Origin of the sequence: Gynuella sp., assembly GCF_050297175.1 — a bacterium.
Classification (GTDB): Bacteria; Pseudomonadota; Gammaproteobacteria; order Pseudomonadales; family Natronospirillaceae; genus Gynuella.
Genome location: NZ_JBNKSF010000035.1, coordinates 497,828 through 521,966 on the forward strand (window position 1 = coordinate 497,828; position 24,139 = coordinate 521,966).

The following is a 24,139-nucleotide window of genomic DNA, read 5'->3' on the forward strand; positions in this document are numbered from 1 at the left end:
CCTCAAGACACCCACTACTTCGTTCCAGCTCTTGACAAGGGAGTGGCCATTGCCTGCGAGCTGCGCCTCGCGGTGAACATCTTAAGATGCTTTTTTAATATAGGTTTTATTCAAGACACTACACTAGCCGGCGGGTAGATTAAACAGAACAATCGAGGATGTCTTGCGTCAGGACAAAAATAGTGTCAGCAGTCACATTATCAACCACAATAAGAATGAAAAAACCGGCTACTCATGCAGCCGGCTCCAGGTTGGTTTCAATCGAGGAAATAAGAGGCGTTCAATAGATATACACTGGTGCACGCGGTCGATGTAGAGGTTTTAGTGACCGACAGATAACCACCATTGGTCAGATTGTTTTTTATATCAATCGCCGCATCATACAGAGCGCTGGTGGTGGTCACATAACAGGAGAACGTATCTCCGGCGCCATCACGACCAAAAAATGTCACGGTACTACCCGCAGTTCCATATGCACCGATATAGGTTGTCGACGTTGAAGCGGCGGTGTTGTAGCGGTTGCTCATCGAACCGTACAAAGATGTGCTGCTTGCGTTGACATATCCGGTTACATGATAACCACTGGCAGTGGCAAGACCCGCAATAAGACTTAATGAAAATGCGGTGAGTAGTGTTTTTACGTTCATTGTATCTCTCCTTAAAAATTACATAAGCTGGTACTTCCTGATCCGCTTCGTTTATTGTTCACATGATGATATCTTGGCGATCCTTCGTCGTGATACCAGCATTCCCAACACAGTTGCATTGGAACATTGCCCGGAAAAACATCATCTATGACCGGACATTTATGGCTTCCCTGCCATCCTTATACGTCTGCCGTGACCACCTGACAGCCGTACAATTCGAATTTTTTTGGAAAATCATCACAAAGGTGGGACACCATCCACCAACTCAATCTCACCTCGATTGAAAGCCTGATGAAACTGCTCCAGCAACTCCACCCGCTGTTGTTCGGTCAGGTAGCCCATCAATGGCGCCATGGTTTCCGTGTCTCTGGCCTGCCAGCGGCCATCTGCAACCGCCATGGCAATAATATCGGCGGACTCCTGATAGGCCTGTTCCGACAATTGCGGATCAACGTCATTGACCGTTTGTTTAGCTATTTTTCGAGGACCAGTTTCCCCCCAATCCACGGCAGCTAACTCCTGTCGAATAATAGTGGCAATCGTGTCCTGCAAGGAGTCGCTATCCAGCGTTCCGGAATAATCCTGATAAACATAACCCTGTTGGTTGGCACGCTTCAGTATCTGTTGAATTTCAAGCAGCTGGTCGTATATGGCATTCTGACGTTGCAGGGAATATTGGTTATCTGACTTCATACGGCTTTCGATCCACCGCATCCCCGACCATTGACCGGTCAGTACGATCAAAGAAACCACTACTAATAACATCCCGTTTTTCATAATATCCTCCTTATTCCGCGGTTTTCTATTGTTATGACATTCAATAATTATCCAAACAGGCGCGACCATGACCGGTTAGAAGAAAGACAAAGTAAAACGGAAAAAGTGGAAAGGGTTTCATGGCTATGCTCCTTCGTAGCGATTCATGACTTCCTGTTATTGAACTGGCTTAGAATTTTCTGGCAATCTCGACAATCAATTTGAAATATAATTACCTATCTCTCAATAGCGTAGAGACACATACCGAAATCTGAAAAAATTATCGTATTAACTGATAAACAAATATTGAACTTTTGACAAGGAACAACGCAAGGATCTTTTTTTTATAAAAAACCAGCTTATAGAATTCATTCCAAAAAACTCATAAAAATCCAGCATTTATTTATTCGATCGGTCACACACGATACAAAAGTACACCTTTTTTAACCGTTCAAAATACTATTTAGAAAATTAATGGAAACTGTCGCTATTAATTTAACAACCTAAAAAATTGTTAATCATATATTTTTCCGTTTTCAATTTATCAACTCGTCGAAAGACGATTCTAAGGAGCCTCTGAAAAATAAGAATAGTTTTGATGCAGGTGAGGAAGCACCATTCACAACACCGCAATGTACGGGCGCAAATGAGGATGTGAGACCGGGGCTGACAACATCCTGCGCGAAAACAGGCCATTTTTCAGAAGTTCTCTAACTATAAAATGCCGTAAAACTACGGGTCATCCCTGCGACAAATTGAACAGTTAAGACAGTTGGGTCAATAAAGAAAGACAGAGGGAACAACAGTGAAAGGAGAAAGGAAGGGAGGAACAGAGACTCTGAATAACGTCGCATTAGCCAGATCGTCGACGTTATTCAACGATCTTTTATCCGTTGGGCAAGCAACGTACTTGTCGATATAAGCCATATCCAGCAAGCACACCCGTTATGGCCAGGCCCAGCCATATCCATTGCCTTGGTAGCGCTTCCAGTGACAGCAGCCAGCCAATGAGTACATTTCCCAGAAATGCTGCCAAGCCCCCTAAACATGAATATAAGCCATAGTAACTACCCAGTTCCGATTTATCACAAAACTTAGGTACGTAGGAACCTAAAAAAGGTAATATCAACATGGAACCCAAACTGAATAACGCGCCATATAATAAGAAATTTGCCGCGGGCCAATGATCAAAGCTGATCAAAAAACAGAGAAATGACGCCCCCATCAACAACAAACCAAGTCCCATCGCTCTGGCACTGCCAATCGAATTCGTTGCCCAGCGGTTCAGTGGCAATTGCAATAATATGCCCATAACCGATGAGGTCATAAATACCCAGGTAATGACTTGTGAACCAAGTTCTCTTGTCTCAACTTCATGAGGTAACGATAGATACAACTGGTGAAAAAATAAGTGGAAAGCACAAGCAAATAAAATGAAGCGCATAAAAGAAGTATTCTCCAGCATACTCCCCCACTGTCGCCAAAAAACCTGTCCAGTGGCGGAACGCTTCTGCTGTTCAACCAGTTCTGGCAGAAAACGCCACTGCACCAGAAATAACATGGCAAACAATGCAGCCGATCCGACCCCCACCCATGCAAAACTCACACTGACCAATGAAATTCCTAACAGTGGCCCCATAAACATTCCCGCTTCACGGGTCCAGTTCTGCATCGCGAATATCCGGTCCCGGGCATTCTGATCTGAAGCCTCATGGGCAAGATAGGCGCTGCTGGACGGCGTAAATAATGCCCCGGCAAAGCCCGTCAAAAATGCCCCCAACAACAGTAACGGCAGGTTAATAGCGATTCCCAATAACGCAAAACCCGCGACTCGTACCAGGCAACCCAATAAAATCAATCGTTTGTAACCCAGATAATCACCGAGCGTACCGCCGACGAGAAACAATCCTTGCTGGCTTAATACACGCAAACCAATCACCAGACCGACATGCCAGGGACTCAACCCTAGAGTGCGCTGCAAGTGATCTGCCAGGTACGGCAGCAACATGTAGAAGCCAAGGTTGAACGTGAAACCGTTTAGCACCAAAACACGGCCGGCAACTGACAACATTCGCCAATCGGCTAATAAGTGATTTATATTCATGAAAGGAGTTATTTTAGACCAGCCAAATTCGCGTCATTACGCATTGTATTTAAATGAAAGGTTAAACGAATATCAGCGGAACTTTTATTAATTTCCCTATCAACGAAAGGCTGACTCCCCATAGGCCCGACATTTCTGAAACTTAACCAATATGTCGGCCCCCTTTGGGCAAACATTCTATCAGAACCTGATAGAGCTGCAGTGTGTGATATAACCTTATTCCACATATTCTCGTTCTTTCAACTCTATTGAATCTCTAAATAACTACCTGTATCGGCAACATTATTCAGAGAGACTTTATTTTTCGTTAACGGCTCGCTTGCCACGATAAACTGTCAACTCATCCACATAGGATCTTTGTGTTCGGATGAACGGCACACCCATGCAGTCTGACTGAACATCTGCTTTAACGCCATAGACTTCATACACCAGTTCTGGGGTCAAAACCTCAGCCGGAGCCCCTTGCGCCACCAGTTTACCGCCTTTTAACACCAGTAAATTATCTGCATATTGTGCAGCCAGGTTCAGATCATGCAGAATCATCAGCGATACCCAGTGCTTCTGTTTGGTTTGCTGGTCAAGATGATCCAGCAAAACCTGCTGAAAGTGCAAATCCAATGCGCTCACCGGCTCATCGAGCATCAGGATTTCCGGCTTACGCATAAGTGCCTGAGCAAATAACACCATCTGACACTGACCACCACTCAACGTGCGAACATCTCTGTCTGCCAGTTGCAATAGTCCTATCTGGTCCAACGCATGCAGAGCTTCTTCTATCAAACTGTCCCCAAGCCTTAGTGACAGAGCATTGAGTTGTCCCAACAATACGACTTCAAGCACACTCAAACCGACATCCAAACGAATGTCCTGAGGCATATAGCCAAAGTGCTGGCGCCAATCATTGAGCGTTCGTTTCGTCAATAATTGACCACCAAACAGTACTTCTCCCTGCTGGGGCTGAATATCGCCAAACAGGGTCTTCAGCAAAGAGCTTTTACCGGTTCCATTCGGACCGATGATGACATGTGTCTGCCCTGGTTGCAGACAAAAGTTCATATTATCGGCGAGCACCAGATCATCAAACGCCAAACACAGGTTACGGACTTCTAACATACTTATCGCCTCTTACCGATGATCAGCCAAAAGAAAAACGGTACGCCAATAATCGCAGTGACAATACCAATTGGAAACAAAGCCCCCGGCACGATAATTTTTGATAACACTGATGCACTGGATAGCAGAAAAGCTCCTACCAATGCTGATAATGGCAGGAAGTAACGCTGATCCTCTCCTACCAACATGCGCGCAATATTAGGTGCCACAATACCGATAAAACCGATAATGCCAACAAAGCTGGTCACGGTTGCAGTCATAACCGCCACAATCACCAATGTTTTGAGGCGCAACCGCGCTACATTAACTCCCAAACTTTTAGCTCGCTCTTCGCCTAAACGTAACGCGGTCAATTTCCATGCATCCTTCATCAGTATGCCAATACAAACCAATACCACTGCCGCCGTAATCGCCACATTGGACCATGTCGCTTTAGTTAAACTACCGAATAACCAAAACAGAATCTGCTGGCTGAGTTCTGGAGAAGAAATAAATTGCACCAGGGATAACAAAGACTGAAATAAGAACAGTAAAGCAATTCCTGCCAGGATCAGTTGTCCGGAGGTAATATGCCGCATCATGGCGAGACCGAATAACAGGCTCGCCGAAAACATGCAACAAACAAAAGCACCCACTGGTACAGCAACCTGTGATCCCAGTCCCAGAGACCCCAGATACAACATCAGTGCCGCACCAAATCCGGCTGCTGCCGCCATGCCGAGAGTGTAAGGGCTCGCCATAGGGTTGTTTAACAATGTTTGCATCTCTGCTCCTCCAACCCCCAAAGAACAGCCCACCATGACAGCCATGAGCGCGATAGGCAAACGCAGGTTGGTGACGATTACCTCCGTTGTTGGAGCCACTTCAATCGGTAGACCGATCATTTTCAAAAGCGCATCGGCCACATCACTCAGGCCCAACATGGAAGGACCGGTAGCGATATCCAACATGAAGGAGAGTAATAATACAAATAACAATATGCTCAAAACAAACCAGCGCCGCTTTTCATAGTGGCGCTGGGCACTGACCGCTTTTGCAACAAGAGTTGAATCTAACATTAGTCCGTAATCTTAACTGGAAACATGGTTATAGGAATGGCCGGTTGGTATGCCTTGTAAAACGGGAGATGACTCTGCGTGCCTTGAAACAGACCGCTTATCCACTCCATGCCCCGTTACCGCAACATTGGATTTCATCGCAAATTCGGCACCGGAAATATAAGTGACGCCCGGCTCAGGCGATATAGCCTGCTTGCGCTCGGGGCTAATTGACCACAACAAGCCCATAAATATTGCGACATAACCCGGCGCCTCACATTCTGCAGGTATATCCACTGATACTTCGCTTTGCCAACAGCTCTTCACCAATACATACCCCTAAATACCTGCTTTATGACACAGGAGAGATTTGCGATACAGCCAGGCATTGACCTCATTTTCACGACCCAAACAAAATAAATGATAATAATTCTCAGAAGCATTCTATATAATATCATTACAAGCTCAAGCCTTCACAGCTAGTTTGTTGACTTATTTACTAAATTCATCGCTAAGGATCACACCTATGCTCAAGAAGTTGATGGCACTCTCCGCTATCGTAATAGCCTCCGCGAGCCTTGCCGCCGAAACCACCATTACAGATATTCTGGGTCGCGAAGTAACATTTGATGCCCCGGCCAAACGGGTCATTGTCGGCTTTTACCCCGAAGATTACATGGCAATCGGTACAGAAGCCGCCTACGATCACGTAGTCGGCATGTCCAAATATATCTGGCAAGCACGCCCTGCAAACTGGGAGATGTATGTTCGGCATCGCCCATCCCTTGATGACATTCCTGGTATCGGTCGGGTGGATACCAAAACGTTCTCCGTTGAAAAAGTTATCTCCCTTAACCCGGATTTAGTCATGCTTGCCGACTGGCAATACAAAGGCCTCGGCAGTGATATCGAGCGCTTGGAAAATGCAGGCATCACCATCGTCGTTGTGGATTACAATGCACAAACGCTGGAACGCCATATTAAAAGCACAGAAATTATAGGTGTCATTACCGGTCAGGAAAAACGTGCACAGCAAATTGCACAGGAATACGCTCAAAACCTCAAATCGATTCAAGAGCGCCTTGAGAAGGCAAAATTACCCAAACCTAAAATCTATACTGAGTACGGGGCTGCCGGTGTGAATGAAATTGGTTACACCTTTGGCAAAAATATGTGGGGTGCCATTTCCACCGCGGCGGGAGGCGACAATATATCCGCCCCATATATTGAATGGTGGGGCAAACTCAACCCTGAGCAAATCATAGCCGCAAACCCGGATATTATTGTGATCACCGGGTACGAATCCGGTTCCAGCGAAGACTCAATGGTTATGGGACAAGGTATCGACGAAGATCTGGCCAAGGCCCGTTTGGCAGGTTTCAAACAACGTAATGGCTGGTCCACTCTGTCAGCGGTTAAAAACAATCGTATGTTTGGCGCGTATCACGGAGCCTGTCGTACCATTTTTGATGGTGCCATGCTCCAGTTTTATGCCAAAGCCATGTATCCGGAACTGTTTAAAGACCTCAACCCTGAAGCCGCCTATCTGGATTTCTATAAAAAATATCTTCCAGTCACGCCAAGCGGAACGTTTATGACCGGCCTCTAAGCTGGTTATCTGCATAACCTGTCATTGCGCCAGGTTATGCTTACAGCTTGATGCGATAGGGATTGCTTGAAGTATGTACCTTCCACATACGTCAATAACAATTCCTTCCTATCAAGCTCTGTTTATAGTTATTTATACAAAACAAGCGTAACCGCTTTAGGCGCATAACCCAAACAACCATCAACCCTTACAACCACAGGCTTGCCGGTAGTCAAAGCAGTGATTGCAACACTTAGCATGGCTTTTCCTCCAGCCGTTGAGACATCGATGAGAGCCCTATCGTTATAGGCACAATCTTGAGATGGAATATCCGCTTCAAAGTAGATATCGTGAACATCAGTGTATCTCGATTCAATCTTGGTCACAGTCGTTTGTGAAGTTTGATCCACAGCCTGGGCTGCGGACGATATGGCTAACAGAGAAAGTCCAAGTTTTATCAATTTTATTTCATGATCCTTGTTTCATTTATGCTTGTGTTTTGCGTTTTACATATAGCAACGTTAAGTACGTATTAAAGTTTAGCGTCCATTAAAAGCTATTTAAATCCAGTCTATTTGCCTAACAAGGGAAATTGGACCATACAAGTCCGTAAGCTCTTAAATGTTACCAAGTAGAGACTGGAAAAATTAATTATTTTTCAATGACTGACCAGCCGCTTTCGGAACACGATTAGCACTCGCTAATGGCTTTGTCGTCGTATGCTTAGTGGCGCGGTATGACCTCCCCAACCCAAGCTGTCATCTTGGCCCGACAGTATTTTTCCGCTAACGCTTGCAATTGTTCGCCCCGCTCCGTCAACCACGTCATTTGCTCACTGATAATGCAATACTTAGGGTTGTGACACGAATCCATATAGGCTTACCGCTATCCATCAAAGATTTTATTCAGATATCGTGAACAGTTTTCGCTGGCCCTAACAGGTTAAACCTGTTCGGTAGCACTTAAGCAAATAACAGAATCAAGGGGCGGGATAACGAGGAGGGAATTTCAAGCGGCATGACACTCATACCGCTTGCATTTGCAGGACATCAGCAGGCTATGCCGATTCCCGGTTACCAGAGTAACGGCGTACCCAGTGAACGATGACTTTTTGCAGGATGATGAACAGGAACAGCAGGCCACCCACAGCGATTTTGGTCCACCAGCTGTTCAGAGTTCCATCAAAGGCAATAAGGGTTTGGATGACACCCTGGATCAGGCCCCCCAGGAAGGTGCCGAAAACAAAACCGACTCCACCAGTCAGCAGGGTTCCACCAATCACTACCGCGGCAATGGCATCAAGTTCCACACCGACGGCTGCCAGGGGATAGGCTGATCCGGTGTAGATGGCAAAGACCACTCCAGAGAGTGAACTGAAAAAGCCGCTCAATGCGTAGATCCTGATCTGCGTGGATTTGACCGGAACACCCAAAAGTTCTGCTGACTGTTCATCACCTCCCAACGCATAAACGTTCATGCCAAAGCGGGTTCTGCGCGCAACAATGATACCTATTGCCACAGCCAACAACATGACAATGGCAATAAAAGTCAAACCACCGCGCCCTGGAACGGATATATAAATATCAGCCAGTTCAGAGATAAACGGATGGTTGATCGGCACCGCATCCAGGTTGATCAGATAGGCCAGACCACGAAACAGGAACATACCTGCCAATGTGACAATAAACGGCTGTATCTCAAAATGGGCGATGATGTATCCCATGATCGCGCCAAAAGCGGTCCCTACCACAAGCGAAATGACCATAGCCAGAATTGGATGCATACCAAAACCAGTAATCAGCGAAGCCATGAGCACACCAATAAATGCAATCATGGAGCCAACGGAGAGGTCGATCCCACCGGACAAAATCACGAAGGTCATACCGACCGCAGTAACGATCAGAAACGCGTTATCGGTCAGCAGGTTCGTCAGAACCAGTGAATCACGGAAACCCTTATATTCCACGAATCCGTAACCATACAGTACGAAAAACACCGCCAGAGTTGCCAGCATGGGTAATGAACGTTCATTAAACATCTTTGCGCGCTCCTTTTCTGGCCAGATAAGCAGAAATCGTTTGTCGGGTTCGTGGCGACTGAATCAGTAACACCAACAGTACGATGGTCGCTTTAACAATCAGATTATATTGAGCCGGTAGACCACTGGTGAGGATGGCGGTGGTAAGGGTTTGAATAATAAGCACCCCAATCATGGTCAATCCCAGATAAATACGCCCGCCACTTAAGGAACCACCTGCGATAACCACTGCCAGAATAGCATCTAGTTCCAACCACAGTCCGGCATTGTTGGCATCGGCGCCGCGAATATCTGCAGCCAGAATAATACCTGCAATGGAAGCACACAGTCCGGAGAACATGTAAGCGATGACCATTAATGTCCGGGCTTCGATGCCGACCAACCGGCTGGACCGGGCATTGGCACCGATGGCTTCAATAAACATTCCCAGTGCGGTCTTACGCATCAGCAGCATGGTGAAGGCGACGATGGCAACGACGATCCAAACCCGTATCGGTACGGCCAGAAAGAATCCGTTACCAATGGCATTGAGAGTATCTGAATGGAACGTGACAATTTGTCCGCCGGTGATCATCTGTGCAATGCCTCGCCCGGCTACCATCAGTATCAGCGTGGCAACGATCGGCTGTACACCCAGTACTGCAACCAGAAAACCATTCCATAAACCACAGGCCACACCTGCGCCCATGGCTGCCAGCAATACCACGATGACCGGCCAATCAGTATTGACGGTCAGTACCGCCGCCACGGCACCACATATGGCAATGACTGCCCCAACGGAGAGATCGATTCCCTTGGTACCGATCACCACTGCCATGCCAAGTGCAACGAGTGCAGTAGGAGCTCCACGATGAAGTACGTCGAGCAGACTGCCATAGAGATGGCCGTCTATCATTTGGAGTTTTAAGAATCCGGGAGTCAGCAGCGCTGTTCCCAGAATGATGACCAACAACGACACCACAGGTCCGATGGCCTTTTGATGTTTTAACCAAAACTGCTTGTTCATGATGACTGCTTGTCCGTTATTTATTGGGCAATGGCATTAACAATTGCCTTCTGACTGATCTCTTCACCGGCCAACTCAGCAACCTTTTTACGATCACGCAAAACCACAACGCGATTGGCAAATGCCACCAGTTCTTCTAACTCTGAAGAAGCGACCATCAAACCCATACCCTGATCACAAAGCTCCTTCATGATTTCGATGATTTCATGGTGCGCACCAACATCAATACCGCGAGTCGGTTCGTCCAGAATCAATATTTCGGGATGAGTAATCAGCCAGCGAGCCAAAATCACTTTTTGCTGGTTGCCACCACTCAATTCACCGATGGGCTTATCCATGTCCGGCGTTTTGATCGCCAGCCGGGAAATCATGTCTTCGACCAGCTGTTTTTGTTCCGCCATGGGAATAGCGGACCACCAGCCCCGATTTGCCTGCAAAGCCAGAATCATATTTTCCCGAACACTGAGTTCGGCCACGATACCATCGTGTTTACGATCTTCGGGACAATAGCCGATCTTATTACGAATGGCCTGCCGCGGACTGCTGATATCACACTGCGCGCCACGAATCTGAATACCGCCCTGATCAGCATGACGGGCACCAAACACAAGATCACACAATTCGGTACGACCGGATCCCAACAAGCCCGCCAGCCCGACAATCTCACCTCTGGCAATCGACAACGATACTGGGCTTAGGTGGCGTTGTTTCCCCAGTCCGGAAACTTCCAGCAGAGACTGAGCATCACCATTTGTAGCCTGGGAGGGCCGACGACTGCTTTCGGCACTGAATGTTTTACCGATCATGGCACTGATAAGCTGCTCTCTGGGCAGTTCAGAGGTGACATAGGTACCAACATGTTCACCATTGCGTAACACGCTGATGCGGTCTGTAATTTCATAGACCTGATCCAGGAAGTGCGTGACAAAAATGATACCCATACCCTGGCTTTTCAGCTGACGCATCAGATCGAACAGACGTTCGATTTCGCGTGAATCAAGACTCGCTGTTGGCTCATCGAGAATCAGCAACTTGGCCTCGGTACCAATAGCACGGGCGATAGCAATCAATTGCTGCACGGCTACGGAGTAGAAATCCAGCTGTCGGGATGGATCAATATCGAGCCCAACCCGTTCCAGCATTTTGCGGGCAGTCTGTTCGGCATTGCCCCAACTGATCAGACCGAATTTTTTGTTTTGATGCAGCAGGGTCAGATTTTCAGTTACTGTCAAAGTAGGTATCAGGTTAACTTCCTGATAAACCGTACTGATGCCCAATTGCTGCGCATGACCGGCATCGCGGGCCATAATTTCTTTTTGGTTTAACAGAATCCGACCTTTATCGCGTCGATAAACACCGGTTAATACTTTGATCAAGGTTGATTTACCCGCACCGTTTTCACCCAACAGTGCGTGGACTTCCCCAGCAGATACACTCAATGAAACATTATTCAAAGCCTGTACGCCGGCAAATCCTTTGGAAATGTCTTCAATCTGCAACAGTTGCTGATCGAGATTTTGAGTCATTATCTGGATCTCCGCCAAAAACGATTGGAGTGACAGGGGTGACGGCAAAACCGTCACCCAATTAAGTCAACCACACACAATTACTTACGTTTCTGGTATTCCTCAGCGGCGGTATCTGGCAGATACAAAGGACCATTGGCTTTGATCCATTTGTCTACAGATTCACCTTTGTTCGATGCATCGATTGCATCAAATGCAGGTCCACCCAAGTGAGGGTTCAGTTCGATGGTTGCGTTGGTTTCGCCATCAGCCATGGCTTTGAAGATATCCGGTACCGCATCGATAGACACGATGATGATATCTTTGCTAGGTTTCAGACCAGCTTCTTTAATAGCCAGAATGGCACCCAGAGCCATGTCATCGTTGTGAGCAAACACGGCACAAAGGTTCTTGCCACCGTTTTCAGCTTTCAGGAAGCTTTCCATAACTTCTTTACCACCGGCACGGGTGAAGTCACCAGACTGTGAACGGATGATTTTCATGTTAGGGAAATTACTGATCACGCTGTCGAAACCACTTTTACGATCAATCGCGGCAGAAGAACCAACAGTTCCCTGCAATTCAGCGATATCACACTTACCGTTGGTTCTTGCCGCCAGCCAGGACGCCGCCAGAGCACCTTCCTCTTTAAAGTCGGAAGCCACTTTGGTCAGATACAAACCAGGATCACTATCAACACCGCGATCAATCAGCACAACCGGAATTTTCGCCCGTTTGGCTTCTTTCAATACCTGGTCCCAACCGGTTTCAACCACCGGTGCCAGGAGGATGCCGTCAACCCCCTGGGCAATAAAAGAACGCAAAGCTTTGATCTGATTTTCCTGCTTTTGCTGGGCATCAGAGAATTTCAAATCAATACCACGACGCTGGGCCTCGGCTTTGATTGATTCTGTTTCAGACGTACGCCAGCCACTCTCAGAACCAATCTGAGAGAAACCGATCGTCAATGCCAGAGCAGACACTGACAGTAATGGAAGGGTAACGCCCGCCACCACCGCCAATAATTGTTTTCTCAATGAACGCTTGTGAGAACTAGAGCACTTCATATAGCCTCCGGGGTTATTTTTTTTGTTAGTGGAGCTCAATCATCATTGCGTACATCAAAACCGCTGACAACTGACCTGACAAGCATTTAAAGCCAATTTTTGGAAAAAATAATCACCCATGGATTATGTCGATAAAATTATCCATGTAATTAGCAAAAAAACGTGCCTGAGAAGAGCAATGGAAGTTTACTGGAGAGCAAAATGCCAACAAAGCAGCCCGACTATCAAGGGCTTTTACGATTCCTCAGGACATTATGTACAGCAAAATCGAAAGCTCTCTCGCGATAGCGAAATAATCTATGCTGGCACGAATCAGCACCGCTCTGCATGCAGCATTTAAAGCTGTCAATGACGTGTTTTATATTATCACCATGACGGACTCGATCTTAGTCTTGTTTTTTGGCCCGCTACCATCGACTTATGTCTTATCTGCAACTCGTTCAAAAGACATTAACGGAGATAATTTACCGGTATCGTTATTCATTCCTCAGAGAACATTATGAAACACACTGCATTGATCATCATTGATATTCAGAATGATTACTTCCCTCAGGGAAAATTTCCCCTGGTAGACAGTGACACTGTACTAACCCGAATCATGCATCTGGCCAACCAGGCCATATCCGCTTCAATGCCGGTTGTACTGGTTCAGCATATCGGCAGCCCTGACGGTCCATTTTTTTATCCTGACGACGAAGGGACCGAAATACACTCGCAGTTGAAACAGATGCTGGCGGGCGCCCCGGTGATCACCAAGCAACATGCCGATGCGTTCTGGCAAACAGATTTAGCCCACACACTCGAAACACTGCAGGTTCAGAACCTGCTCATCTGTGGCATGATGACCCAAAACTGCGTCACTCATACGGCCATCTCAAAGGCAGCCGACAACTATAAAGTGGCTGTCGTCACGGATTGCTGTACGACGGTCAGCACGTTGTTGCATCAACTTGCCCTGGCAGCCCTTGCGCCGAGGACAGAACTGCTGGAATCCAATGACGTTTTCGACAAATAGATCATCGTCACGGTGGGCCGACCCAGGATAAATGCAATGCGGCAAATTTTCAGACCTTATGCCTGCGGCCCCCGAAGTATCATTGCCGTCCCATCACAAATACCGGATCAATCTCGTTAACCACCTTAAAGCGCGCTAGAGTGCAGCGAATAGTTTCTGGCGGATGGAGACCATTTTGACCAAAAAAATCTTCCTTACCGGAGCCAGTTCAGGCATTGGCCGACATCTGGCCGGTGAATTTGCTGCTGCCGGCCACGATCTGGCCATCTGTGCCCGTCGGGAATCATTATTAACAGAACTGTGTGAAACGCTGCGCCAGCGTTTCCCAAAGTGCCACATAGTCTCTTTTGGTCTTGACGTAACCAATTACGAGCGGGTGGCAGACGTTATGAAACAAGCACAGATCGAACTTAACGGTCTGGACACTGTCATCGTTAACGCAGGCATAGATAAAGCCGGAAAAATCGGCAGCGGTAACTTTAATAACGACCGCCAGGTTGTGGAAACCAATGTTTTGGGTGCGATGGCAACCATTGATGCAGCAGTCGCATTGTTCCGACCGTTGAATCACGGCCACATTGTGGTCATGGCGTCTGTTGCCGCATTTTGCGGATTACCGGGAATGGCGTCGTATGCTGCCTCCAAAGCAGCCATTGCCAGCTACGCCCAGAGTGCCCGGTTCGAATTGCAAAAAAAGGGCATAAAAGTGACCACGTTGTATCCTGGATTTATTGATACCGCGATCAATCAAAACATTGCCAGCCGCCCCTTCCTGGTAACCGTCGAGCAGGGCAGTCGGAAAATTGCCCAACTGATTGAGCGAGAGGTCAGCGAGTCAGCAGTTCCGGCCTTTCCATGGAAAATTGTCGGTTGGCTCCTGCGCAATCTGCCAAACTGGCTACTGGTCAGAATTCTCAAGGCACAACATTGATACCAGTTGATAATATATGAAACTGTAAACTGCTGACCTGTTAGCAGGGTCAGCAGTTATGGATGGATGAGCGGTAATCAGATCACCAAACATTGTCCAGTTGCACTGCGACGCTGGTAGCTGCACCACTACTTTCTTCAACTGTAATTTGATATGAACCGTAATTACTGTAACTGTGGGAAGCCGTTTTGCTTGACTTGATATCCTTCAAAGACGAATACGATCCATCTCCCCAATTGATACGATAATCCCGTGGATGATATTTTGTAACAGAGTTCATACAGTTGCGTATCGACACCGGCAAAGTAACGGTCTTTTCTCCATATCTATAGGCCGGCCTTAACAACGGTGACATAGCCGTACTGTGTGGCTTCACAAAATCAATCAGATACAATCCCGTCTGCCACAGCTTCCAATACTTGGGCTTAAGGATATATCCACCAAACACCTTCGATTCAGCAGTCAGGCCTACTTTAAAATCCAGCGTCCCTAATCCGGCTTTCACCGTTTCATTACGCCCGTCGTTATTTCCATCACCACAAGTATTGCCATAATAGCCATATAACTTTATGGGGAAAGATGGCTTGGCACCTATCTGCATGTAGAAGAACCAGTTGCCATACACGATACCCCGAGCCGCTACCTGAACATATGGGTCGAGCTCCATACTGGCACTCAATGCCCCTCCCAAAGAATTGCTTAACGAGCGATTAAGATTACGATGACTGGCACTTTTCTTTATACAACTGTGGGTCGAACAATTGTAATGAAAGTTACCTGCATAATGAATTGGCTTCATAGCCGAAACAGTACCGCTGGCCGTTAGCTTAATCTTACCGGTCCCCACGTGAATGGGTAGTTTGACCCGTACCAGTACAGGTATTGGACCTACCGTGAACACTTTAGTCAACAAGGTAGGTTCTGCCACTCTCCAGCTCTGATCACCAAAGCTTTTCTGCACCGAACCAATCAGAGAAAACGATCCATCCACATCATAATCGACATCGGCATCCATTGCTCTAAGACGAAACTTATAAGGAATACAAAACTTCCGCTTATATTTATAGTCCACCTTAACATCAACATCGGCATCGACAGCAACATCAGCTTTTGCCTTCAGTCTGGCACCACTTGAACCAAAATCCTTATCCAGAGAATAGGTCTTATCGATAGCTTTTGAGAAACTCTTGGATTTATTTCTCCACCCCGAACATCTGCCGAGCAAGCCAACGCCGGCCAGATTCTGACCCTGAGTCATATAGGAGCCATCGCCATAAAGCTCGGAAAGCTGTTCGTCCACGTCATTTTCCAGCCCCATTTTTTTTATATACAACTGGGCTTCTTTCTCATTGGTAATAGACGCAGCCTCTTTATTGATCACCCATGCATCGAAACTGTCAGCGCCAGGGCGGTTAGTATCACTGCTTTCGAAATCACCATCTGTCAATGCCACATTCGGTGCCAGCCATTGAATCTCATCCTCGGCAATTTCTGCTTGTAACTCTTCTTTTTCGGAGGCCGGCAAACCACCATACAAATACGCATTTTCGACACCTTTAGCACTGTGAATATAGTACAACTCCACACTACGGTTGATGCCCTTATCATCTATATACGATATCTCGTTGAGCTCAAATCCCTCTCCTGAAATAAGAGCTCTGGAGTCCAGCGTTTGCATCGCGGCACCGGCCGAGAACGAAACAGCCGCAAGAGCAATGGCCAACACCCCTGACCAACTCCTGGTAAAAAACCTTGATAGCTTCATGATTATTTCTCTTCCTTAGGAATTGACGTCAATTACCAGATGATGTCGTCATCGCCGCCATTGTTGATATCTTCACAGGAACCTTCGCACTCACCATCATCATATATAACGGCATAGGAACCACCGGTATCAATGGCCAGTTGCTTTAACTGCTCAACGTAGTTTACCTTTGATAAACTGGTCGGCATTTTCATAAGCAAAGGAGCTTCCGTTTCCGTATTCACTAAAGTCTTCGGCATCAGATTCAGTCTTCCACGTCTCAAATAACCATAGAAAAGCTTAATTTGGGGATCAGCTTCAAGCTTCGGACGAACATATTGTTCAATATAATTATTTCCACCACACACCTGAGAACTGTTTTCCTCAGCATCTGTAACCACCATCATGTGCAGATCATCACCATCTACGTAATTTTCACGCAACTGATCTGCCGCCATACACAGTGCATCACCCAGTGCGGTTGAAGAACCGTTGCAGGAAACAGTCTTCAGTTTTGTTTCAAGAGCACCAAGAAATTCATATTTCTGCATAGAAGTGAAGTCACCAACCTCACGCATCCCCCCGGTCAATGATTCCATATGACCGGATCGATCAAAGGCAATGACATCCAGATAATCACCTTGGAGGGCGTTAAAAAATTTTGTCGTTTTTGTCAGCACAATATCTTTTGCGAGATCACACCGCGTCGGAAAAATATCAGCATTACTCGACGTTCTTACGGCCCCCATTGAGCCACTGACATCCAACAATAGTATTCCCCCTGTATCTTCAGACGCCTCCGTCACGGAACAGACAGACAAAAGCGCACCCAACATAACTGCTGATTTCATATTCAGATTCATATTTATATTCCTTATGGATTTTTTCTGTTTTAACACCTGCTGTTCGATCAGCCCGATCAATCATAAGCACATCCATCTGCAAGTCTTGTCTATGAGTGCATACAAAATTGGTCATTCTGGCAAAGCCGGATCACTCTTATCATGACCAGCCATAACCGCCATATTTTCAGCTATCACAAAAAATAGGGCCTTACAATCCACTAAAAATATGAGTTTCCCACTCGTCATATTTTGGCGAGGCTCATTGAAAAAAAATTTGATATACCGGAATGTATATTCAGGAGATTGAGGAACAATCACTTGAGCAAGGGAGCAAAAAAATGCGGAAATTTCTAATTCATAAGCATGGAAGCCAGACGCTTAGCACACAACACATTGCCAGACAGGAGCGATTTGATTTCTGGATGGAGGTTGTCTGCCGGGAATTCATCAAAATGGATTGTCGATTACTGACAGATAATGACTTCAACGGATCGCTTCGAAATCATCGTTTGAATGAAATCGGCTTCACTGAAATTCACTCTCAGCCTCAGGCGTTTATTCGCACCAATCGTCATTTGTCCCACCTTGACGAAGATCCTATGCTGGTCAGCATTCCAGTTTATCGGAATGTTAACCGAACAATCGATTCGCGCAGCTTTTCGGCATCAAGAGGAGACATAACGTTATTTGACAGCGGCAGAGCCCAGGAACTCGTTGTCGCCGGAGATTTTGAAGGGTTGATCCTGCGTGTCCCCAAATCCAAACTGTCTCAGTTTCTGAAACATCCTGAAGATTACGGTGGAAGAATTATTCCAGTAAGCCACAGTATGGGCCTGCTAACATCCAACTTTATCAAGACTCTGGCCTCGCAACTTGGAAACATACAGCCCGATACAGCAACCTCCATCGTTGACAACTTCCTGCAGCTACTGGCCACATCATTGCAGTCTATCTACAAACAAAAACCCGTTGATCAGACTACTGCCTTAAAAAATATTCTGTTAAGTCAAATCAAGGAATACATTGAAAGCCAACTCCACAATGTGTTTATGACCCCACCACAGATCGCCCGGAACTTTGGTATCAGTCTCCGGTCACTGTACTTACTGTTTGAACAGGATGAACAAACACCATCACGCTATATCCTTAATAAACGTCTCAGTCATTGCTATCACGCGCTTCAAAATATCGAGTACATACGCCTCAATATTACCGAAATCGCATTTAAATATGGGTTTAATGATGCTTCACACTTTTGCAAAGCCTTTAAAAAGAAATATGGTTTAAGTCCACGGGCCATCCGCAGTCATTTTCTTCGTTGCCTCAAGCATTGAAAATCGTATGGCTTCCACTCAATCCATGACATCAGCATTAGGTACGTAGATAAAATCAGTCAAACAGAGCAAAAAAAAGACGAATACTCAAAAAGAATATTCGCCAGAAATGGTCTTAACGACCAGACATGCTCAATTACAATCAGAAAACCCATCAACAAAGTTATTGGGGACACTAAAAAAAATAGTACTCACTGGTAAGAACAATAACTATTAAAAAATTATTTAGGGGCCTCTAAAAAAAGGCCTATTTTTCAGAGGCTCCCTAGTTCTTCACCAACTTTCCGCCTGAGGCCAGGGTATAATTTCCGGTCAACGAACTACCGTTTGTATCTGTCATTGTATGGTAGTAAATCGTCACACCTGCGGGTGCATCGACATTCGCCAGAACACTGTCCTTGAGGCGAGCACCGAGGATCTTATTGACATAGGAGTCGGAGGTTGCCATCCAACGGCTGCTTTCATCCACTGACAGATCCACTTTGCCGGCATTGTCGGTATTTATACCACCACGTAATATCGACGTATCATTCAGGCTCATAGTGACCGAACTCTTGCTATCTGTCACCACATCACCGTTCAGCTCCTGCTGGGTGGCATCAAAGGTTACCTTGCCACCTTCCTGTCCCCATTGGGGTAATGTACCGGGTTCATTTTTACCCGGCGCGACCACTCGCAAAAGAGTATTACTGGCATTCATCATATCGACATTGGTCAACGACACTTTGGCGGTTGTATTGGTTACAAAAAAGGCCGCTCCGGAAGAACTGTTAGTCAGAGAACCATCAATCATTTGAAAACGTCCTTCACCCTGAGCTGATTCCCCTGGATGACTTTGATAAAACATTACCCCGTGTTTTTTGTATGCGGTGATATCTGCACCATCCAGAGTGATTGTGTTTTTACCTTCAATGACCGCTGCTTCAGACCCAAAAGCTACATAGTTACCAGCGTATACCTCAATGTTGCCAGTACTGTATATACCGGGCGAACCTTCTCCCTGGGTGGTGGCAGTCACATTGGTGGCCTTTACAGTGCCACCACCATGACCAATGGCAAGTGCCGCACTATGTGCTCCCTGAGTGGAAATGGTGGAATTGGATACTGTAATGGCACCGCCAGATATTGCATGAACGCCTCTGGAAGATCCTCTGATTGTCGAAATCGTACAGTTTTCCACTTGAATGAGAGAACCTTCACCATATGCCACTACGGCGTTAGCCCCTTCCCCACTGGAGTACACAGAGCATTCATTCAGATCAACATGACTGCCCTCAGTTGCCAGTAGCGCCGCATTATTACCGTACATATCACTTGAATTAACGTTGGAGGAGGATCCGGTTTTATTCAGATCTCCATCAGTCAGCGAATAATTGCCGCCAGAAAACACATAAATAACGGATTGATCAGGTTTGGCTGTCTGATAAGTCTTCGTCTGCTGACTGGTCACCTGACCCTGTTGTTGATATGCGCCACTTGGTTTTACCGGTGTCATGTGTTCATCGGGTGGTTTCAGAAAAGTTTCTCCAAGTGTTCCAGCCGACGATGGACTCATTGTTATTCCAGAATCAGCCAGTGCTGTTCCGGTGAGCAGATTTATTATCAACGCGAGATAAAACCAATGTGGGGAGAAACCCAATCGTCGTACTTTGTTTGAAACCAACATCTACCATCCCCCAAAAACCGTTCCCATAAAGCGGTTTGAATTTTGGGCGCATGAGTGTCAAATAATAAGCATTGAATGTGTAAAAACTGCGGAATTACAGATTGGAAACAGAGGGGCCACCCGCGACGCAAAGGTACGGGTGGGTAATATATTACTCAGCCAGTTTCAGGCGACTAAACACTCGTAACGCATTTCCAGAGAAAATCATTTCCTTTTGTTCGCTGGATAATCGGGTATTGTTATCAATATAACGCTTAGTATCATCAAAGTAATGTCCGGTTTCAGGATCAATACCGCGCACAGCCCCGATCATTTCCGAAGCAAAGAGAATATTTTCTGTTGGCACAATATCCAGCAGCAGATCGATACCTCGTTGATGGTATACACAGGTATCAAAATATATGTTTTTCAGCGCAGACTCTTCTAAAGGTGCATATCCCTGATCCTGCATCAGGCCGCGAAATCGCCCCCAGTGATAAGGAACAGCCCCACCACCATGAGGAATGATGATCTTCAATGTTGGAAAATCCTTAAACACATCAGACATCACCAGTTGTTGAAAACCGGTCGTATCCGCGCCCAGATAATGGGATCCGGTAGTATGAAAACAATCATTACAGGCAGCACTTACGTGAATCATTGCCGGCACGTCCAGCTCACACATTTTTTCGTAAAGGGGATAAAAAGACCGGTCTGCCAGTGACGCATCTTTCCAGAAACCACCGGATGGATCAGGATTCAGGTTGCAACCAATAAAGCCCATTTGCTCGACACAACGCACCAGTTCCGATACTGATTTTTCAGGTGCAACACCTGGAGACTGAGGCAACTGCGCAACCGGCGCAAAATTCTGTGGAAAAAGATCGCAGACCCGGCGAATCAGGTCGTTTTGATGTTCAGTCCAATATTGACTGGTGTATTCATTACCAATGTGATGCCCCATCCAACTGGCGCGTGGAGAGAATATTGTCAGATCCGTACCGCGCTCCTGCTGCAACCGCAACTGGTTATTTTCTATACTTTCGCGAATCTCATCATCGGTAACATTAATCGTACCTTTTTCACCCATAAATGCCGGATCTTTCGCAACAGCGTCTTTCTGTTGCTCACGATACTCACCCACTCCAGGCGGTGTCGTGGTGTAATGACCATGACAATCAATAATCATAACGCATCTCTCTTATTATTCTTGCAGATGGAAATACCAGGGCCCGCTAACGCTCATTTCATCGGCCTGCCGAGAACCTGTAAACTATGAACAAGTATTCTGTCTGGCTGCATTAAATGCCATTACATTTTGCGTTACAGCTATTGATTTTTGATATAGCAGCGATCTTTAACCAAACTGATCCAACAACTCCTGAACCGTCTGATAATACTGACCAACATGAATACCATCCATTAACCCATGGTGCACCTGCACACTCAACGGCATCATTACTTGATCGCCAGTACGAAAATATTTTCCAAATGCCAGCCTTGGAATAGAGTCTTGAGGGTCACGATGAGCAGGGTGTTTCAGGCTTGTAAACGATACCCAGGGTATCGATGTGATATACAGCAGATCCTTTCTGGATGAAAATGTCACTGTCGGATTGGCCTTAACCGAATTCACGCTGGTATTACTATCCGCTATAAACTGGTTAAGTTGGTCCGAATATTCCAATCGACAATAACTGAACAGATCGCCACCCGTTTGCATGGTAATAGAGGGGTGTACAGCATCATATTCAACCACACTTTCCCCTTCAATACGCAGCCGGAAATCGGTACGCAGATTGGCAGCATGGCTTAACAGATGCACCATCGCCAGAGTAAAGGAATAGTTCTGTTTTTTGACCATAGCAAGATAACGAGTGATATCAACATTGGCGCTCAAGTTGAAATGAGGGAAGTCGAAGTCTTTGAATAACTTGAAATGCTGATAACGGGGCCATTGTTCTAAATCGATGTATTGCACATATTTCTCCAACTGGACATGATAGAGCCCACCTGCCAGATAGATCATTCGGAGAGAGTAATGTCATCAAAGTTGCAGCAGATCAATCATGTAGTGGTATTGATGCTGGAAAATCGCTCCTTTGATAACATGCTCGGCTGGCTGTATGACCCAGACAATCCCGAGCCATTCAGGCACGCTCCTCGACAACAGAGCTTCGCCGGTGTCAGCGGCCTGTCACTCAGTAACCCTCTACCTGACGCATTTGCCCGGTCAGGCGCAAAGGTGGTCCCGTATAGTAAAACAACCCGAATGAGCAGTCCAAATCCAGATCCGGGCGAAGAGTACTATCACGTTAATACCCAGCTCTATGGCCAATGTATTCCAACAGCCAATCGTCGCTTTCCATTTAACCGGCCACCATACAATCTACCGGAGCCTTTGCCGGCAGAGGCTCCCATGTCAGGTTTCCTGCTTGACTATATCCATCAGTTACAAAGCCAACCCGACATAACCAGCCGCTCGCTATTTCACCCACTACTCAATCGGGCAATGGCTCATTGCCGAATTCCACCGGCTCGCAAACGGCCGGATGCAAGCCTATATGAGCAGATCATGACTGGGTTTACTCCCGAGGCCGTACCCGTGCTCGCAACGCTGGCCAGGGAATTCGCAGTCTGTGATCACTGGTTCAGCTCAATTCCCAGCCAGACTTTTGGCAACCGTTCGTTCGCACACTGTGGAACGTCGCGTGGCTTTGTCAACAACTCTCCAGTTCACAAGTGGCTGCTGCATTCTGCTCCCAGTATTTTCAATCGCATGCACGAGCACGGTCGCAGTTTTGGCATTTTTTATGACCCTGAGGATGTCCTCAGTTTTACCGAGTTGCTGCAGCCATCGATCTGGTCCCTTAACAGGCATGTTCATGATATGAACACTTTTTTTGATCTCGCCTATACGGGACAGCTGCCGGATTATAGTTTTATCGAACCTCGGTTGATGATCGATAATAATGATCAGCATCCACCAGCCGGAATTCCTCCATATCTGGACCCGATCGATGTATCCAGTGTACTCGCCGGTGAACAGTTGATAGCAGATGTGTACCATGCCCTGCGACACGGCCCTGAATGGGAACGAACCTTATTGATCATTACTTATGACGAACACGGAGGCAATTTTGACCACTTACCACCACCATCAGCAATTGCTCCGGAAAAATCTGCTCCTGCTGGTGAACAAGGTTTTTGCTTTGACCGACTGGGAGTTCGGGTGCCTGCAGTCATAGTGTCCCCATGGGTTCGCGCAGGAACGATTTGCCAGACTGTTTTCGATCATACCAGCATTATCCGCACCCTATGCCAGAGATGGGATCTTCCTGCTCTGACCGAACGGGACAAATATGCCAACAGCCTGGATGAATTACTGACGCTACAGACAGCACGCAGGGACTATGTACAGGTTCAACCAAGACCGTATCACCGCCAGACTACCAACAAAGACCAGCCACTCAATCCATTTCAGCGGATTCTGTTAATGTTGTCGGTCAGCATGGTGTCCTACTGTCGATTCAAAAGAAATCGCACCCGGTTCGCGAGAATAAAAAGTATCTGCGCATGGATACATAATGAATGGGTTCTGATGAAGATCAAAACTCAAGGGCAGGCCGTGGATTACCTAAACACCCAATATCCCTATATTCGACAAGCTCAAGATAAACTACAGCCTGACGGGCAAACAATAAAAAAAAGAGGGAAATAATTTCCCTCTTTATAGCTATCATACTTAACCGGAACAATAATCC

At 46.5% G+C, this 24,139-nt stretch carries 21 protein-coding genes; 5 read left to right on the forward strand and 16 right to left on the reverse strand.

Annotated elements, in window-relative coordinates:
* Positions 1 to 257 precede the first annotated feature (257 nt).
* The 6 genes from ACQY6I_RS15315 to ACQY6I_RS15340 form a co-directional block, all read right to left on the reverse strand.
* Positions 258 to 647 carry a hypothetical protein gene (locus ACQY6I_RS15315; RefSeq protein WP_428242366.1) on the reverse strand — a complete coding sequence of 130 codons (390 nt, stop codon included), beginning with the start codon at positions 645 to 647 and terminating at the stop codon, positions 258 to 260.
* Positions 648 to 884: 237 nt separating this feature from the next.
* Positions 885 to 1,424: a hypothetical protein gene (locus ACQY6I_RS15320; RefSeq protein WP_428242367.1), complete on the reverse strand. Its 540-nt coding sequence runs from the start codon at positions 1,422 to 1,424 to the stop codon at positions 885 to 887.
* Positions 1,425 to 2,289: 865 nt separating this feature from the next.
* A complete protein-coding gene (locus ACQY6I_RS15325; RefSeq protein WP_428242368.1) occupies positions 2,290 to 3,474 on the reverse strand; it encodes an MFS transporter in 1,185 nt (394 codons plus the stop codon).
* Between the two features lie 330 nt (positions 3,475 to 3,804).
* On the reverse strand, positions 3,805 to 4,620 hold the full coding sequence (locus ACQY6I_RS15330; RefSeq protein ID WP_428242369.1) for an ABC transporter ATP-binding protein: 816 nt from the start codon (positions 4,618 to 4,620) through the stop codon (positions 3,805 to 3,807).
* Between the two features lie 2 nt (positions 4,621 to 4,622).
* Entirely contained in the window at positions 4,623 to 5,678 is a 1,056-nt protein-coding gene (locus tag ACQY6I_RS15335) for a FecCD family ABC transporter permease (protein ID WP_428242370.1), read from the reverse strand.
* A gap of 12 nt (positions 5,679 to 5,690) precedes the next feature.
* Positions 5,691 to 5,984, reverse strand: a complete 294-nt coding sequence (locus ACQY6I_RS15340) for a hypothetical protein (protein ID WP_428242371.1) — start codon at positions 5,982 to 5,984, stop codon at positions 5,691 to 5,693.
* A 199-nt stretch (positions 5,985 to 6,183) separates the two neighbouring features.
* On the opposite strand from ACQY6I_RS15340, the gene ACQY6I_RS15345 reads away from it, so the two are divergent.
* Complete coding sequence (locus ACQY6I_RS15345) at positions 6,184 to 7,266, forward strand: ABC transporter substrate-binding protein (RefSeq protein WP_428242372.1); 1,083 nt, start codon at positions 6,184 to 6,186, stop codon at positions 7,264 to 7,266.
* A gap of 128 nt (positions 7,267 to 7,394) precedes the next feature.
* On the opposite strand, the gene ACQY6I_RS15350 is transcribed toward ACQY6I_RS15345, so the two are convergent.
* The 5 genes from ACQY6I_RS15350 to ACQY6I_RS15370 form a co-directional block, all read right to left on the reverse strand.
* Positions 7,395 to 7,655, reverse strand: a complete 261-nt coding sequence (locus ACQY6I_RS15350; protein WP_428242373.1) for a hypothetical protein — start codon at positions 7,653 to 7,655, stop codon at positions 7,395 to 7,397.
* Between the two features lie 647 nt (positions 7,656 to 8,302).
* Positions 8,303 to 9,283 carry a galactofuranose ABC transporter, permease protein YjfF gene (gene yjfF / locus ACQY6I_RS15355; protein WP_428242374.1) on the reverse strand — a complete coding sequence of 327 codons (981 nt, stop codon included), beginning with the start codon at positions 9,281 to 9,283 and terminating at the stop codon, positions 8,303 to 8,305.
* Positions 9,276 to 10,289, reverse strand: a complete 1,014-nt coding sequence (locus ACQY6I_RS15360; protein WP_428242375.1) for an ABC transporter permease — start codon at positions 10,287 to 10,289, stop codon at positions 9,276 to 9,278. Before ACQY6I_RS15360 ends, yjfF begins: the two co-directional genes overlap by 8 nt.
* 20 nt (positions 10,290 to 10,309) lie before the next feature.
* A complete protein-coding gene (locus ACQY6I_RS15365; RefSeq protein WP_428242376.1) occupies positions 10,310 to 11,815 on the reverse strand; it encodes a sugar ABC transporter ATP-binding protein in 1,506 nt (501 codons plus the stop codon).
* Positions 11,816 to 11,895: 80 nt separating this feature from the next.
* On the reverse strand, positions 11,896 to 12,861 hold the full coding sequence (locus ACQY6I_RS15370) for an ABC transporter substrate-binding protein (RefSeq protein ID WP_428242377.1): 966 nt from the start codon (positions 12,859 to 12,861) through the stop codon (positions 11,896 to 11,898).
* 499 nt (positions 12,862 to 13,360) lie between these two features.
* Here ACQY6I_RS15370 and ACQY6I_RS15375 point away from each other — a divergent pair, with 499 nt between their 5' ends.
* Positions 13,361 to 13,876 (forward strand): cysteine hydrolase family protein, encoded by a 516-nt coding sequence (locus tag ACQY6I_RS15375; RefSeq protein WP_428242378.1) that lies wholly within the window; start codon positions 13,361 to 13,363, stop codon positions 13,874 to 13,876.
* 175 nt (positions 13,877 to 14,051) lie between these two features.
* Positions 14,052 to 14,807, forward strand: a complete 756-nt coding sequence (locus ACQY6I_RS15380; protein WP_428242379.1) for an SDR family oxidoreductase — start codon at positions 14,052 to 14,054, stop codon at positions 14,805 to 14,807.
* An 82-nt stretch (positions 14,808 to 14,889) separates the two neighbouring features.
* Here the strand turns inward: ACQY6I_RS15380 and ACQY6I_RS15385 are convergent, their stop codons facing one another.
* A complete protein-coding gene (locus ACQY6I_RS15385) occupies positions 14,890 to 16,572 on the reverse strand; it encodes a hypothetical protein (RefSeq protein WP_428242380.1) in 1,683 nt (560 codons plus the stop codon).
* 32 nt (positions 16,573 to 16,604) lie between these two features.
* Positions 16,605 to 17,414: a hypothetical protein gene (locus ACQY6I_RS15390; protein WP_428242381.1), complete on the reverse strand. Its 810-nt coding sequence runs from the start codon at positions 17,412 to 17,414 to the stop codon at positions 16,605 to 16,607.
* A 320-nt stretch (positions 17,415 to 17,734) separates the two neighbouring features.
* Here ACQY6I_RS15390 and ACQY6I_RS15395 point away from each other — a divergent pair, with 320 nt between their 5' ends.
* Positions 17,735 to 18,730 carry a helix-turn-helix domain-containing protein gene (locus ACQY6I_RS15395; RefSeq protein ID WP_428242382.1) on the forward strand — a complete coding sequence of 332 codons (996 nt, stop codon included), beginning with the start codon at positions 17,735 to 17,737 and terminating at the stop codon, positions 18,728 to 18,730.
* A 265-nt stretch (positions 18,731 to 18,995) separates the two neighbouring features.
* Here ACQY6I_RS15395 and ACQY6I_RS15400 read toward each other — a convergent pair whose 3' ends face one another.
* The 3 genes from ACQY6I_RS15400 to ACQY6I_RS15410 form a co-directional block, all read right to left on the reverse strand.
* Positions 18,996 to 20,285 (reverse strand): hypothetical protein, encoded by a 1,290-nt coding sequence (locus ACQY6I_RS15400; protein WP_428242383.1) that lies wholly within the window; start codon positions 20,283 to 20,285, stop codon positions 18,996 to 18,998.
* A gap of 262 nt (positions 20,286 to 20,547) precedes the next feature.
* Positions 20,548 to 21,564 carry an amidohydrolase family protein gene (locus tag ACQY6I_RS15405; RefSeq protein WP_428242384.1) on the reverse strand — a complete coding sequence of 339 codons (1,017 nt, stop codon included), beginning with the start codon at positions 21,562 to 21,564 and terminating at the stop codon, positions 20,548 to 20,550.
* Between the two features lie 168 nt (positions 21,565 to 21,732).
* Positions 21,733 to 22,356, reverse strand: a complete 624-nt coding sequence (locus tag ACQY6I_RS15410) for a CatA-like O-acetyltransferase (protein WP_428242385.1) — start codon at positions 22,354 to 22,356, stop codon at positions 21,733 to 21,735.
* A gap of 60 nt (positions 22,357 to 22,416) precedes the next feature.
* On the opposite strand from ACQY6I_RS15410, the gene ACQY6I_RS15415 reads away from it, so the two are divergent.
* Positions 22,417 to 24,096, forward strand: a complete 1,680-nt coding sequence (locus tag ACQY6I_RS15415) for an alkaline phosphatase family protein (protein WP_428242386.1) — start codon at positions 22,417 to 22,419, stop codon at positions 24,094 to 24,096.
* The last annotated feature ends 43 nt before the right edge of the window (positions 24,097 to 24,139 follow it).